Origin of the sequence: Sphingomonas melonis (genome assembly GCF_013409985.1) — a bacterium.
GTDB lineage: Bacteria > Pseudomonadota > Alphaproteobacteria > Sphingomonadales > Sphingomonadaceae > Sphingomonas > Sphingomonas melonis_A.
Genome location: NZ_JACCBY010000002.1, coordinates 11,499 through 25,164, shown reverse-complemented (window position 1 = coordinate 25,164; position 13,666 = coordinate 11,499). Strand labels below are relative to the sequence as shown.

At 70.0% G+C, this 13,666-nt stretch carries 12 protein-coding genes; 9 read left to right on the top strand and 3 right to left on the bottom strand.

What is annotated here, in order from left to right:
- The first annotated feature begins 36 nt into the window (after window positions 1-36).
- Window positions 37-990: a homoserine kinase gene (thrB, locus tag HD841_RS06825; RefSeq protein ID WP_179508158.1), complete on the top strand. Its 954-nt coding sequence runs from the start codon at window positions 37-39 to the stop codon at window positions 988-990.
- The gene (gene rnhA / locus HD841_RS06820) at window positions 987-1,448 is read left to right on the top strand and encodes a ribonuclease HI (RefSeq protein WP_179508157.1); all 462 of its coding nucleotides are present in this window, start codon (window positions 987-989) and stop codon (window positions 1,446-1,448) included. Before thrB ends, rnhA begins: the two co-directional genes overlap by 4 nt.
- A gap of 32 nt (window positions 1,449-1,480) precedes the next feature.
- Here rnhA and HD841_RS06815 read toward each other — a convergent pair whose 3' ends face one another.
- Entirely contained in the window at window positions 1,481-2,560 is a 1,080-nt protein-coding gene (locus tag HD841_RS06815; protein WP_179508156.1) for an NAD(P)/FAD-dependent oxidoreductase, read from the bottom strand.
- Window positions 2,557-3,489 (bottom strand): alpha/beta fold hydrolase, encoded by a 933-nt coding sequence (locus HD841_RS06810; protein ID WP_179508155.1) that lies wholly within the window; start codon window positions 3,487-3,489, stop codon window positions 2,557-2,559. Before HD841_RS06810 ends, HD841_RS06815 begins: the two co-directional genes overlap by 4 nt.
- Before the next feature lie 51 nt (window positions 3,490-3,540).
- Here HD841_RS06810 and HD841_RS06805 point away from each other — a divergent pair, with 51 nt between their 5' ends.
- The 7 genes from HD841_RS06805 (at window position 3,541) to HD841_RS06775 (ending at window position 10,622) form a co-directional block, all read left to right on the top strand.
- Window positions 3,541-4,008 carry an A24 family peptidase gene (locus tag HD841_RS06805; RefSeq protein ID WP_179508154.1) on the top strand — a complete coding sequence of 156 codons (468 nt, stop codon included), beginning with the start codon at window positions 3,541-3,543 and terminating at the stop codon, window positions 4,006-4,008.
- A 78-nt stretch (window positions 4,009-4,086) separates the two neighbouring features.
- Window positions 4,087-5,115, top strand: a complete 1,029-nt coding sequence (gene cpaB, locus HD841_RS06800) for a Flp pilus assembly protein CpaB (protein WP_179508153.1) — start codon at window positions 4,087-4,089, stop codon at window positions 5,113-5,115.
- A 1-nt stretch (window position 5,116) separates the two neighbouring features.
- Window positions 5,117-6,685, top strand: coding sequence for a type II and III secretion system protein family protein (locus tag HD841_RS06795; RefSeq protein WP_179508152.1), 1,569 nt, complete (start codon window positions 5,117-5,119; stop codon window positions 6,683-6,685).
- Window positions 6,686-6,723: 38 nt separating this feature from the next.
- Complete coding sequence (locus HD841_RS06790; protein WP_306455774.1) at window positions 6,724-7,359, top strand: CpaD family pilus assembly lipoprotein; 636 nt, start codon at window positions 6,724-6,726, stop codon at window positions 7,357-7,359.
- A complete protein-coding gene (locus tag HD841_RS06785; RefSeq protein ID WP_179508151.1) occupies window positions 7,356-8,630 on the top strand; it encodes an AAA family ATPase in 1,275 nt (424 codons plus the stop codon). The genes HD841_RS06790 and HD841_RS06785 overlap by 4 nt, the downstream gene beginning before the upstream one ends.
- Window positions 8,631-8,640: 10 nt before the next feature.
- Entirely contained in the window at window positions 8,641-9,615 is a 975-nt protein-coding gene (locus tag HD841_RS06780; RefSeq protein WP_179508150.1) for a type II secretion system F family protein, read from the top strand.
- 23 nt (window positions 9,616-9,638) lie between these two features.
- On the top strand, window positions 9,639-10,622 hold the full coding sequence (locus HD841_RS06775; RefSeq protein ID WP_179508149.1) for a type II secretion system F family protein: 984 nt from the start codon (window positions 9,639-9,641) through the stop codon (window positions 10,620-10,622).
- Window positions 10,623-11,010: 388 nt separating this feature from the next.
- On the opposite strand, the gene HD841_RS06770 is transcribed toward HD841_RS06775, so the two are convergent.
- The gene (locus HD841_RS06770; protein ID WP_179508148.1) at window positions 11,011-13,656 is read right to left on the bottom strand and encodes a glycoside hydrolase family 3 C-terminal domain-containing protein; all 2,646 of its coding nucleotides are present in this window, start codon (window positions 13,654-13,656) and stop codon (window positions 11,011-11,013) included.
- Window positions 13,657-13,666 lie beyond the last annotated feature (10 nt).

The following is a 13,666-nucleotide window of genomic DNA, read 5'->3' as shown; positions in this document are numbered from 1 at the left end:
CTCACGTCCGGGTGGCGTGGGAATGGGGAGGATTGGATGGCCGTCTACACGCACGTCTCGGCAGAGGCGCTGTCCGCGTTCCTGCGCCGCTACGACGATGTCGGCGAGCTCGTCTCGGCCAAGGGCATCGCCGAAGGGGTCGAGAACAGCAACTATCTCGTCGACACCAGCACCGCGCGGTTCATCCTGACGCTGTATGAGAAGCGGGTCGAGGTGGGCGACCTGCCCTTCTTCCTCGACCTGCTCGATCATTGCGCGGCGCGTGGGCTGCCGGTGCCACCGGCGATCCGGGATCGCGACGGCGTCGCCATCCAGACGCTGGAGGGGCGCCCCGCCTGCCTGATCCGCTTCCTCAACGGCGTGTCGGTGACGCGCCCGACGCCAGACCAGGCCGCCACCGCCGGCGCCGCGCTCGGCGCGCTGCACGCGGCGGTCGCCGACTTCGCCGGCTGGCGTCCCAACAGCCTCGGCATCGGCGACTGGCGGGCGCTGCTGACCCGCTGCGGCGGCGATCTCGATGCAATCACGCCGGGGCTGTTCGCGCGCGTCGACGCCGCGCTCGCTGCCGTAGAGGCGGACTGGCCGCACGACCTGCCGCACAGCGTCATCCATGCGGACCTGTTCCCGGACAACGTGCTGATGCTGGGTGCGCGGGTCACCGGCCTCATCGATTTCTACTTCGCCTGCCGTGACATACGGGCCTATGACGTCGCCGTGATGCACACCTCCTGGGCTTTCGATCCGCTCGGCGCACCGCTCGACGGGGTCGGACCGGCGCTGCTCGCCGGCTATGCCGACACGTTCGGCCTGTCCGCCGCCGAGCGCGCGGCCTTGCCGGTGCTCGCCAGGGGCGCGTGCATCCGCTTCCTTCTCACCCGCGCGTGGGACTGGCTCAACACCCCCGCCGATGCGCTGGTGACTCGCAAGGACCCGCTCGCCTATCTACGCCGGCTCGACTGGTACGACGCCCATCCGGAGGCCTTTGCATGACCGACACCGCCCCGCCCCTCGTCGAGATCGCCACCGACGGCGCGTGCAAGGGCAACCCCGGCCCCGGCGGCTGGGGCGCGCTGCTGCGCTTCGGCGGCCATGAGAAGGAGCTGTCGGGCGGCGAAACGCTGACCACCAACAACCGCATGGAGCTGACCGCGGCGATCGAGGCGCTGCGCGTGCTCACCCGCCCGTGCCGGATCAAGCTCAGCACCGATAGCAAATATGTGATGGACGGCCTCACCCGCTGGATCCACGGCTGGCGCAAGAACGGCTGGCGCACCGCCGACAAGAAGCCGGTGAAGAACGCCGAACTGTGGCAGGCGCTGTTCGCCGAGACGCAGAAGCACGAGATCGAATGGGTCTGGGTCAAGGGCCACAACGGCAACGCCGACAACGAACGCGTCGACAAGCTGGCGAGCGACGCCGCCGTCGCGGCGAGCCGCCCGGCAGCCTGACGCCGGGTCAGTCTCCTCGCACGGGACGCCGATCAGCCGAACCGCGCCGCCGCGTAGCGCCCGACGTCGATCCCCGCGAATCCCTCCGGCAAGCCCGTCCCCAGCAACAGGCTCGCCGCCACCGCCGCGCCGGCCGGTGCGGTCTGGATGCCGAAGCCGCCCTGCCCTGCGCACCAGAACAGCCCCGGCACGCGCGAATCGAACCCGTACACCGGCAGCCGGTCCGGCGCGAAGCTGCGCAGCCCTGCCCAGCGCCGCTCGACCGCGGCGACGCGCCAGTCGACCACGCCCTCGAACCGGTCGATCGCGCGCGCGACGTCGATCTCCTCGGGCGCAACGTCATGCGGGTCGACCGGCGTCTCGTCATGCGGGCTCAGCCATAGCTTGCCCGCCTCCGGCTTGAAGTAGAAGCGGCCGCGGATATCCGCGACATGCGGCAGCTCTGCCGGGGCGGGCGGCTCGGTGCGCAGTTGCGCCATCGTCCGGCGATAGGGCTGGATGCCGAGCGGCGCCGCGCCGAGCCGCACCGCGACCGGATCCGCCCAGGCGCCGGCGGCGTTGACCAGCACGTCCGCGCGATAGGTGCCTGACGGCGTCACGATCGTCCACGCGCCGCCGTGGCGATGCGCGGCGGTCAGCCCGGCGCGCGTCGCGATCACCCCGCCGGCGCGGCGCATCTCGGCGAGATAGGCCGCATGCAGCGCCGCCACGTCGATATAGGCGCAGCTCGGCTCGTGCACGCCGAGCGTCCAGTCGCGCCGCAGCCCGGGCACGAAGCCGGCGGGATCGACGCGGTGCAGCGCCACCGCCGTCCCGTCGAACGCGGCGAGGAAGGCGTCGACCTGCGCCGCATCCTCCGCCCGGCCGATATGCAGCGAGCCGAGCGGCGCGAGGAAGCCGCCGCCGCGCAGCGCCGCCTCCGACGCGCTGGTCAGCGGCTGGATGCCGGGACCCCCATAGGTCTCCGACCAGAAGGCTGCCGAGCGACCGGTGCTGTGATAGCCCGGCTGATCCTCCGCCTCGAGCAGCAGCACGCGCGCATGCGGCGCCAGCGCCGCGGCGAGGCTGGCGCCGGCGATCCCCGCGCCGATGATCGCGATGTCGTAGGTCATGTGTGGCGGTCCAGAAACGTATCGATCAGGCCGAAGGCGCGCAGCCGCACCGCGTCGTCCTCGCGCAGGATCTCATGCGCCGATTCGGCACCGAAGCGCACCAGCTCGACGCGCGGCAAGCGCGACGCGAGCCGCACCGCGGCGCGGCTGTCGACCAGCCGGTCGGCGTCGGCAACGAGCATCAGGATCGGCACGTCGAGCGTGGCGAGCCGCGGGTCGGCCTGCAATCGCGCGCCCGAGACGAACGCCTCCAGCACCCAGGCCCAGCTCGGCGGCCCGAGCAGCAGCGACGGGTCGCGGCCATACCAATGGGCCTCGTCTCCATAACGTTCGAGCGAATGGGTGAGCCGCTGTTGGCGGTGCCCGGCAGAGGCCTTGCCCGGCCGCACCGTCCAGGCCGGTCGCGCGGGGTCGCCGATCCGCGTCATCGCCCAGGCGACCGCGCGGCCGCCGCGCGCGCCGAGCGGCGAGCGGACCCCGATCATCGGCGCGACCAGCACCGCCGCATCCGGCGCGATCCCACCGTCGAGCATCGCCCGCAGCGCGAGATGCCCGCCCATGGAATGCGCCAGCAGCGCCGCCGGTCCCTGCCCCTCCGCCCGCCAGTCGGTCCAGAAGGCGGTCAGGTCGCTCACCCAGGTATCGAAGCTGGCGGCATGGCCGACGCGGGGATCGGCGGCGAGCCGCCCCGAGCCGCCCTGCCCGCGCCAGTCGAACGCGGTCACCGACCAGCGCCGGTCGTGGAGGTGGCGGATCGTCTCGAGGAACTTCTCGACGATGTCCGCGCGCCCGCCCTGCACCAGGATGCGACCGCGGGGCTCGGGATGCGGCCAGTCGAACCGGCGGTGGCGCCAGCCGTCCGGCGCCCGCCATTCCGACAGGCGCGAATCGGCGGGCAGGTCGCGGCGCAGCTCGGCTTGGTCGATCATCGTTGTTTTGGTTACGTTTTCGCAAGCCATGCCGTCTACCTGTCGCGTCCGATGGGTTCGGATAATCTACTGATCGCGGCGCTTGCCGTCATGCTCGGCGGCCTGCTGGTCGCTGCGGGAATCGAGGATGCCCGTACCCGCGAGATCGCCAATGCCAAGAACGCCGCGATCGCCCTGCTCGCCCCCTTGTGGTGGTGGGCGATGGGACTCGGCTGGGCCGGGGTCGGCGTGCAGCTGCTCGTCGCCGCGATCGTGTTCGCGGTGTTCGTCGGCGCCTTCGCCTGCGGGTGGATGGGCGGCGGCGACGTCAAGATGATCGCCGCGCTCGCGCTGTGGCTGCCGCTCGGCAGCCTGCTCGACATGCTGATGCTGATGTCGGTGCTCGGCGGCGCGATCACGCTGGTGATGGTGATCGAGCGCCGCTGGCAGCGGCGGATCGGCGCGGTCGAGGTCCCCTATGGCGTCGCGATCGCCGCCGCGGCGCTGCTCGCACTGCCCGCAACCCTGCCAGGTATTTGAAAGCGAACCGGATTTTAACCAGTCCGCGGCCATATCCGGCCAACCAACCACCGGTGCGCTGAAAGGCCCGTTGACAACATGGACAGTCGCAAGATCGTTTTGCTGGTGGGCGCGTTGCTCGTCGCCGGCATTACGGCATTCTTCGCCCGCACGATGATCGCGGGCATGCCGGCGTCGCAGCCGATCGGCCCGATGGCGCCGACGGTCGTCGCGGGCCCCGAAGTGCTGGTCGCGACCCGCGCGCTGCCGGTCGGCACGATTCTCGACGCGACGGCGCTCAAATTCCAGCCGTGGCCGCAGCAGCTCGTCGACAATGCCTATTACCTGCGCGCAGGGACCGACATGTCGAAGCTCGTCGGCACGGTCGTGCGCAACGCGATCACCGCCGGCCAGCCGGTCACCCGCGGCGCGCTGGTCTCGCCGGGCGATCGCGGCTTCCTCGCCGCGGCGCTCGGGCCGGGGATGCGCGCGGTCACCGTCAACGTGTCCAACCAGGCGGCGGTCGCCGGATTCGTCTTCCCGGGCGACCGGATCGACCTCGTCCTCACCCAGACGGTGAATGGCGGCGGCGACGGACAGCCGCTCAAGGTGTCCGAGACGATCATGCGCAACGTCCGCGTGCTCGCCACCGATCAGCGCACCGACAATGACGTCGGCGAGGACGGCAAGGCGAAGATCATCCCTTATTCCAGCGTCACGCTGGAGGCGACGCCGAAGATGGCCGAACAGGTCGCGGTCGCCCGCACGATCGGCGAGCTCTCGCTGTCGCTGCGCGCGCTCGCCGACAATTCGCCCGAGCTCGAGGAAGCGATCGCCAGCGGCGCGGTGCGGATGCCCGACGGCGATCCGCGTGCCGAAAAGGCGATGATGCTGCGCCTCGCCTCCCAGCCGCAGACTGGCGGCGCCACCTATGCCACCGGCGCCGACGTATCGCGCTTCCAGCGCAGCACCGTACCGGCGCGGTCGTCGACGACCGGCGGCGGGCCGTCGATCAACGCCATCCCGTCCGCCCCCGGCGCACCCGGTGGCGCCGTGTTCCTGGGTCCCGTCGTGCGCGTCGCGCGCGGCAACGCCGTGACCGTCGTTCCGGTCAGAGGGAAGAACTGACATGCCGCTTTTTCAGCCCCTCCGCACCCGTCATGGACGCGTCGCCGCCGTCGCGCTGGCGCTTGCCACCACCGTCGCGGTACCGCTCGCGCTCGCCGACGCACGCCCCGCGGAAGCCGGCACGTCGTCGGTGGTGCAGGTCAACACCGGCCGCGGCCGGCTGGTGACGCTGTCGCGGCCGATGAGCGATGTCTTCGTCGCCGATGACAGCATCGCCGACGTCCAGGTCCGCTCGCCGACCCAGCTCTATATCTTCGGCAAGAAGACCGGGGAGACGACGATCTCCGCCACCACGCGCGGCGGCGCGGTCGTCTATGCGACCACCGTCCGCGTCGGCAACAACCTCGATTCGATCGCGACGATGCTGCAGCTCGCGATGCCCGACGCGCAGCTCGTCGCGACGCCGATGAACGGGCTGGTGCTGCTCACCGGTACGGTCGCGAGTCCCGGTGATGCGGCCGAGGCGGAACGGCTGGTGCAGGCCTATGTCGGCGACGCCACCAAGGTGCTCTCGCGCCTCAAGACCGCGACGCCGCTGCAGGTCAACCTGCAGGTCCGCATCGCCGAGGTCAGCCGCACGTTCATCAAGAACGTCGGGGTCAATCTCGGCTCGGTGGACGGAACCGGCGGCTTCAAGTTCGGCATCGGCCGCGGCGGCGTCAGCACGCAGTTCGTTCCCACCGGCCCGCTGGCCACCGGCTTCAACACGGGCACCGGTTACAGCCTGGTCACGAACGGCAGCTCCGGCTCGACCCTAGGCCTCGCCGGCAAGCTGCTCGGTGTCGATCTGCTCGCCGCGATCGACCTCGGCGAGACGCTGGGACAGGTGACGACGCTCGCCAATCCCAATCTCACCGCACTGTCGGGCGAAACCGCGACCTTCCTGGTCGGCGGCGAAATCCCCATCCCGCTGGCCGGCGGGCTCGGCACGGTGTCGGTCGACTACAAGCAATATGGCGTCAGCCTCGCCTACACGCCGACCGTCCTGTCGGATGGCCGCATCTCGCTGCGCGTCCGTCCGGAAGTGTCGCAGATCGACAATGCCAATGCGATCACCGTCGGTGGCACGCGCGTGCCCGGGGTCACCACCCGCCGCGCCGAAACGACGCTCGAACTCGGCTCGGGCCAGAGCATGATGATCGGTGGCCTGCTCTCCAACAGCCACGGCAACAACATCGACAAGACGCCGTTCCTCGGCGACCTGCCGATCATCGGCTCGCTGTTCCGCTCGACCAATTTCCAGCGCAACGAAACCGAGCTGGTCATCATCATCACGCCCTATCTCGTGAAGCCGGTGAACAACCCGGCGCAGATCGCGCTGCCGCACGACGGCTATCGCGCGCCGAGCGACGCTGCGCGCATCCTGCTCGGCGAGGTCGGCGGCGGCGGCAATGGACCGCGGCCGGTGCCGACGATGACGCCGGGCGGTCAGCCGCCGGTGCCGACGATCGGCGCGGCGGCGACGGTGCCGCCCGTTCCGCAGCGCCAGCCGGACCCCGCACCGAATGCGGAACCACGTGCGCCGGGCAAGAAGAAGGGCACCGCCCCCGCCCCCGGATTTTCCAATTGATGCTGCCCGTGCCGGCCCCGATCAAGGACATGGCCTCGATGACCAAACGTTCGCTCCTCCTCGCCACCCTGCCCGCGCTGCTGCTCGGCGGCTGTATGGGCACGACCAACCGCGGCCTTGAGTCGGTGCATCAGCCCGTCGTCGCGCGCGACGATTACGCGCTCGACCTCGCCACCGGCGGCGCCGGCCTCGCCGGCGGCGAGGGCCGCCGCCTCGCCGGCTGGATGGACGCGATGCACCTCGGCTTCGGCGACAAGGTCGCGATCGACGAATCGGCCTATGGCGCCGCCGGAGCGCGCGAGGAGATCGCCGCCGTCGTCGCCAGCTACGGCCTGCTGCTCTCCGACGAGCGGCCGGTCAGCGCCGCACCGGTCGCCCCCGGCACGTTGCGCGTCGTCATCAGCCGCATGCACGCCGCCGTTCCCGGCTGCCCGGACTGGAGCCGCAACTCCAGCAACGAGTTCGACGCCAACACCTCGTCCAATTACGGCTGCGCGATCAACACCAACCTCGCCGCGATGATCGCCCGGCCGAGCGACCTGGTCGCCGGCACCCAGCCGCCGGCGCTTGCCGACACGGCGGTCAACAGCAAGGCGATCGACGCCTATCGCAAGAGGGTGCCGACCGGCACGGCCGCGCTCGAAGCGACCGGCCCGGCGGGAGCGCGTCGATGAACGCGCCTTGGAAACCCGCCGGCCTCACCGCGCGCGAACCCTTCGCCGCCTATGTCTGCGACGAGACCACCGCCGAGACGCTGCGGCCGATCGCCGCCGAACTCGGCTGGTCGGTCGACAAGGTCCACAAGGGCGGCCTGCGCAACGCCGTCCAGTCGCTGTCGGTCTCGGCCAGCCCGCAGATCCTGCTCGTCGACCTCGCGGAGTCGGGCGATCCGCTCAGCGACATCAACGGCCTCGCCGAAGTGTGCGAGCCCGGCACGGTCGTGATCGCCGCCGGCCAGGTCAATGACGTGCGCCTCTATCGCGACCTGATCGCCAGCGGCATCCAGGACTATCTGCTCAAGCCGCTCCATCCCGACGCGATGCGCGAGGCCTTCGGTCACGCGCAGGCGATGCTCAACGCGCCCAAACTGGTCGAGGCGAGCGTCGACCGGCCGCATTGCGGGATCGCGGTGATCGGCACGCGCGGCGGCGTCGGCGCGTCGACCGTCGCGACCTCGACCGCCTGGCTGCTCGCCGAGCGCGAGAAGCGCACCACCGCGCTGCTCGACCTCGACGTCCATTTCGGTACGGGGGCGCTGACGCTCGACCTCGAACCCGGCCGCGGCCTGACCGACGCGATCGAGAATCCGAGCCGCATCGATGGCCTGTTCATCGAGCGCGCCATGGTCAAGGCGACCGAGAAGCTCGCGGTGCTTTCCGCCGAGGCACCGATCAACGCGCCCCTGGTGACCGACGGCGCGGCCTTCTACCAGTTGCAGGAGGAGATGCGCGCCGCGTTCGAAGCGACCGTGGTCGACCTGCCGCGCGCGATGCTGGTCCAGCATCCGCATCTGATCAGCGACATCCAGGCGGCGGTGCTCGTCACCGAATTCACGCTCGCCTCGGCGCGTGACACGATCCGCATCCTGTCGTGGCTCAAGACCCATGCGCCGCAGACGCACCTCACCGTCGTCGCCAACCGCGTCCATCCGGCCAATCAGATGGAGATCAGCCGCAAGGATTTCGAAAGCTCGATCGAGCGCAAGATCGACTTCCTCGTCCCCTTCGACCAGAAACTGGCGGCGCAATCGGCCAAGCTCGGCAAGCCGCTCGCCGAGGCCGGCAAGAACACCAAGACGGTCGCGCCGCTGCTCGACCTCACCCGCCATGTGCTCAACGTCGGCGAGGAGCTGGTCGCGAGCAGTGGCGACGGCGCCCGGAAGGCGAAGGGCAAGTCGCTGATCGGCGGCTTCTCCGCGCTGCTGCCGAAGCGCGCCAAGAAATAGCGGCAGCGCGATGGACCTGTTTCCCCTGCTGATGGTGCTGCTCGGCGGCGGCCTGACGATCGGGCTGGTCGTGTTCGCGCTGGCCGGCCCGTCGCCGCAGCGCGCGCAGACGCGGCGGCTCGCGGCGCTGCGCGACCGGCATGGCGCTGCCGCGGCGGTGGCGGACGCACAGCTGCGCGGCATCGCCGCCGGGCGACCCAAGACCCGCACCGACATCGCCGTCGGCCGGCTGCTGCCCAATCCGGCGCAGCTTGCCCAGCGCCTCGCGATGACCGGCAAGGACTGGAGCGTCGGGCAATATGGCATGGTCAGCGCGGGGCTGATCGTCGTCGTCGCCGGCGTGCTGGTCATCAAGGGCGCGCCGTTCCTGCTGGCGTTGCTCTTCGGCGTCGCCGTCGGTGCCGGCCTGCCGCACTGGCTCATCGGCTATTTCATCCGCCGCCGCGTCGCCCGCTTCACCGCCAAGTTTCCCGACGCGATCGAGCTGCTGGTCCGCGGCCTGCGCTCGGGCCTGCCGGTCACCGAGACGATCGGCGTCGTCGGCAACGAGGTCGAAGGGCCGGTCGGCGAGGAATTCCGCATGGTGTCGGACAAGATGAAGATCGGCATGTCGATGGACGCGGCGTTGCAGGATACCGCCGACCGGCTCGGCACGCCCGAATTCCAGTTCTTCGTCATCACCATCGCGATCCAGCGCGAGACCGGCGGCAACCTTGCCGAAACGCTCGCCAATCTCGCCACCGTGCTGCGCCAGCGCGGCCAGATGAAGCTCAAGATCAAGGCGATGTCGTCCGAATCCAAGGCGTCCGCCTATATCGTCGGGTCGCTGCCGTTCATCGTCTTCACGATGATCTGGGTCATCAACGCCGGCTATCTGCAGGGCTTCTTCGCCGAGCCGCGGCTGATGATCGCCGGCATCGGCGGGCTGCTGTGGATGGGCATCGGCGTCTTCATCATGGCCAAGATGGTCAGCTTCGAAATCTGATGGCCAGGGGCAGGTAACCAGACATGCAGGCTTCCGGACCGACGCTGATGGGCATCGACGTGCTCTGGGTCGCGACCATCCTGTCGGGGGTCGCCGCCTTTGCCGTGATGCTCGCCATCTATACGGTGATGCGCACCGTCACCGACCCGATGACCAAGCGGGTCAAGGCGCTCAACGAGCGTCGCGAACAGCTGAAGGCGGGCATCACCGCCTCGACCAAGCGCCGCGCCAAGCTGGTCCAGCGCAGCGACACCACCGACCGGATGCGCAGCCTGCTGTCGTCGTTGCAGGTGTTGCAGGACAGCCAGGTTAAGGACGCGCAGCTCAAGCTGATGCGCGCCGGCATCCGCTCGAAGGAATGGGCGGTCGGCGTGATCTTCGCCCGGCTGGCGCTGCCGATCGTGTTCGGCGGCCTGATGGCGATCCTCGTCTACGGGCTCGACTATTTCCCCGACTGGTCGGCCTTCAAACAATATGCGCTGGTCGCGGGATCGTTCATCCTCGCCTACAAGGCGCCCGATATCTACCTGAAGAACAAGATCACCAAGCGCAGCGATGCGATCCGCAAGGGCCTGCCCGACGCGCTCGACCTGCTGGTGATCTGCGCCGAGGCGGGCCTGACCGTCGACGCCGCCTTCCACCGCGTCGCCAAGGAACTGGGTCGCGCCTATCCCGAGCTTGGCGACGAATTCACGCTGACCGCGATCGAACTCGGCTTCCTCACCGAGCGGCGGCAGGCCTTCGAGAACCTCGCCACGCGGGTTGACCTCGACGCGATCCGGGGCGTCGTCACCACGATGATCCAGACCGAGAAATACGGCACGCCGCTCGCCTCGGCGCTGCGCGTGCTGTCGGCGGAATTCCGCAACGAGCGGATGATGCGCGCCGAGGAAAAGGCCGCGCGGCTGCCGGCGATCATGACGATCCCGCTGATCCTCTTCATCCTGCCGACGCTGTTCATCGTCATCCTCGGCCCGGCGGCCTGCTCGATCAGCGATGCATTCTGAGGTGCCGGAGGCGCACGCCGTTCGAGGCAGGCGACTGCTCGGCTAGGCCGATTGAGGTTCGGTCAAATGCCTCCCCGCCAGAGAAGGGCAACCGCATATGGCTGCACGAAAGGGGTTCGATCGGTCTCTCCCTCCACCCGTCACCCCGGACCTGTTCCGGGGTCCACTCTGCGGCGAGGAGAAGGGCTTGAGTCGACACGATTCTCTCGCGGCGGGGTGGACCCCGCGTGGAATTCGGCGCGCGTCCTATGCGATTGCCCGGCCCTAGCGCAGAGAGGACTTTCCTCCCAACCCTAAATGTCGATCCGCACGAGCCCGAGCCGACCACAGGCGCCAGCGTCGCGCTGGCACCCATGGTCACGGCGTCCCGCGGCGGCCGCCGCCCTGCTTACCGAGGCAGCAGCTTGCTGCCGTTGATGCGGACATCGGCAGCGGCGCCGGGGGCGCCGGTGCCCTCCTGCCCGCCGCCGACCCACAGGTGGTAACGGCCCGCGGTCACGCGCATGTCGCCCTTGGCGTCGGCAAAGGCGAGGTCGCGCGGGTCGAGCGTGAACTGCACCGTGCGGCTCTCACCCGGCGCCAACCGGACCCGCTCATACCCCTTCAGCGACCGGCGCGGCAGGTCGGCGCGATCGACCGGCGCGACATAGAGCTGCGCCACCTCGTCGCCCGCGACGCTGCCGTCGTTGCGCACGGTGACCGCGACGCTCGCCCCCTGCCCGGCCCGGATCGTCGGCCGCACCGCCAGCCCGGAATAGCCGAACTTGGTATAGCTCAGCCCGTGCCCGAACGCATACGCCGGCTGTCCCGCGAAATAACGGTAGGTCCGGTTCTTCATCGAATAATCGCCGAACGGCGGCAGCTGGTCCGCCGAGGCGTAGAAGGTCACCGGCAGGCGGCCGGACGGATTGACCGTGCCGGCGAGCACCTCGCCGATCGCCTGCCCCGCCGCCTCGCCGCCATACCAGGCCTGGAGCACCGCCTTGGCCTGCGTCCCCGCCGCGCCATAGGTCAGCGCCGAGCCCGACACGCCGACGATCGCCACCGGCTTGCCGGTCGCGACCAGCGCGTCGAGCAGCCGCTGCTGCACCGCGGGCAGCGCGATCGTGGTGCGGTCGCCGCCGTTGAAGCCGGGCGCGTTCACCTTCATCTCCTCGCCTTCGAGGCCGGCGGTGAGGCCGACCATCGCGACGATCATGTCGGCGTCGTCCGCCGCCTTGACCGCTTCCTGCAACAGCGCGTCGGGGCGCGGCTTCCACGTCAGCGTCAGCCCGGCGCCGAGCCGCGGCGAATGATGGGTGAAGGCGAGGCGGAAGGCGCGCGGCTTGCCCGCCTCCATGCGGATCGGCGGCGTCGCCAGCGGTACGCCGGTGAAGCATTTCGAGGTCGCGCGCACGTCCGGCTGCCCCTCGATGCTCAGCACATAGGTCTGCTGGTCCTCCGACCAGTCGCAGCGGCGGTCGCCGATCTCGAACACATAGTCGCCGGTGGCGGGGACGGTCAGCGTGCCGCTATATTCGGCGGAGAAGGCGGTCTTGTCGACGCCCGGCGCCGGCGACACGCCGTTCCAGTCGTTGTCGATCTCCTTCTCGGTGCGCGTCGCGATCACCGGGCCGGCAAAGCCGATGCCGTTCCAGAAGCGCGCGGTGACGCCCTGCGGACCGAAGACGGTGCGCGGCACGGTGAGCGCGACCGGCTCGACGAAGGGGGCGCCCTGTACGAAGCGCACCCGCTCCGCGCCGAGCGCGCCGGCGATGCCGTCGACCGGCAGCGCCTGTCCGACCGGCGTGCCCTTGTAATTGCCGTTGAGCGCCTCGCGGCTGGCGGCGGCGGGGCCGACCACCAGCACGCGGCGCGCGGTGGCGGCGACCGGCAGCATGCCGTCATTCTTGAGCAGCACGATCGACTCGCGCGCCGCGCGCAACGCGACATCGCGATGCGCCGCGCTGTGGTTCTCTGCATAAGGGACGGAGGCGTAGGGGTTGCGCTCGGCCGGATCGAGCATGCCGAGGCGGATCCGCGCGGTCATCAGCCGCTTCACCGCGGTATCGACATCGCGCTCGGCGAGCAGCCCCTGCCGGACGGCGTTGGGGATGGCGAGATATTCGTCCTTGAAGTTGCAGCCGGTGTCGGTGCCCGCCTTGATCGACACCGCCGACGCCTCTTCCCAGTTCTTCTGCGTCTTGTGGCCGCTGACCATGTCGTCGATCGCGCCGCAATCGGAGGTGACGAAGCCCTTGAAGCCCCAGGCGCCGCGCAGATAGTCCTTGAGCAGCAGCGTGCTGCCGCAGGCCGGGCTGCCGTTGATGGCGTTATAGGCGCACATCAGCGACGCAGCCTTGCCCTGGGTGATCGTGCGGCGGAACGCGGGCAGATAGGTTTCGGTGAGGTCCTGCGGCGCGACATCGACGTTGAAGCCGTGGCGCAGCGGCTCGGGACCGGAATGCACGGCGAGGTGCTTGGGCGTCGCGATCGCGAGGTAATACCGCGGATCGTCGCCCTGCATCCCCTCGACGAAGGCGGTGCCGAGCGTCCCGGTCAGATACGGGTCCTCGCCCAGCGTCTCCTGCCCCCGGCCCCAGCGCGGATCGCGGAAGATGTTGATATTGGGCGACCAGATCGTCAGCCCGAAATAGCGGTCGACATTGCCCTCGCGCTGCGCCTGGTTGTAGCGCGCGCGCGCCTCGGTGCCGATCACCCGCCCTTCCGCCTTGAGCAGGTCCTTGTCCCAGGTCGCGGCCATGCCGATCGCCTGCGGGAACACGGTTGCCTCGCCGGCGCGGGCGAGGCCGTGCAGCCCCTCGTTCCACCAGTCGTACGCCGGCAGGTCGAGCCGCGGGATCGCCGGTGCGGCATTCTGCATCTGCCGCGCCTTCTCGTCGAGCGTCATGCGCGCGACCAGATCCTCGGCGCGCTGCTCGACCGGCGCATCGGGGTTCTTGTAGACCTGCGCGGTGGCCGACAGCGGCGCCAGCAGGGCCGTGCCGAGCAACAGGGCGTGGCGCGCGCGCGGGAATTGGCCAATCGACGGCATGATCTGGTTT

Excerpts from the sequence above, each read along its gene's own strand:
- HD841_RS06790 (WP_306455774.1), top strand. The coding sequence starts at position 6,724 with ATGACCAAACGTTCGCTCCTCCTCGCCACCCTGCCCGCGCTGCTGCTC.
- HD841_RS06785 (WP_179508151.1), top strand. The coding sequence starts at position 7,356 with ATGAACGCGCCTTGGAAACCCGCCGGCCTCACCGCGCGCGAACCCTTC.
- thrB (WP_179508158.1), top strand. The coding sequence starts at position 37 with ATGGCCGTCTACACGCACGTCTCGGCAGAGGCGCTGTCCGCGTTCCTG.
- HD841_RS06810 (WP_179508155.1), bottom strand. The coding sequence starts at position 3,489 with ATGATCGACCAAGCCGAGCTGCGCCGCGACCTGCCCGCCGATTCGCGC.
- HD841_RS06780 (WP_179508150.1), top strand. The coding sequence starts at position 8,641 with ATGGACCTGTTTCCCCTGCTGATGGTGCTGCTCGGCGGCGGCCTGACG.
- HD841_RS06770 (WP_179508148.1), bottom strand. The coding sequence starts at position 13,656 with ATGCCGTCGATTGGCCAATTCCCGCGCGCGCGCCACGCCCTGTTGCTC.
- HD841_RS06815 (WP_179508156.1), bottom strand. The coding sequence starts at position 2,560 with ATGACCTACGACATCGCGATCATCGGCGCGGGGATCGCCGGCGCCAGC.
- rnhA (WP_179508157.1), top strand. The coding sequence starts at position 987 with ATGACCGACACCGCCCCGCCCCTCGTCGAGATCGCCACCGACGGCGCG.
- cpaB (WP_179508153.1), top strand. The coding sequence starts at position 4,087 with ATGGACAGTCGCAAGATCGTTTTGCTGGTGGGCGCGTTGCTCGTCGCC.
- HD841_RS06805 (WP_179508154.1), top strand. The coding sequence starts at position 3,541 with ATGGGTTCGGATAATCTACTGATCGCGGCGCTTGCCGTCATGCTCGGC.
- HD841_RS06775 (WP_179508149.1), top strand. The coding sequence starts at position 9,639 with ATGCAGGCTTCCGGACCGACGCTGATGGGCATCGACGTGCTCTGGGTC.
- HD841_RS06795 (WP_179508152.1), top strand. The coding sequence starts at position 5,117 with ATGCCGCTTTTTCAGCCCCTCCGCACCCGTCATGGACGCGTCGCCGCC.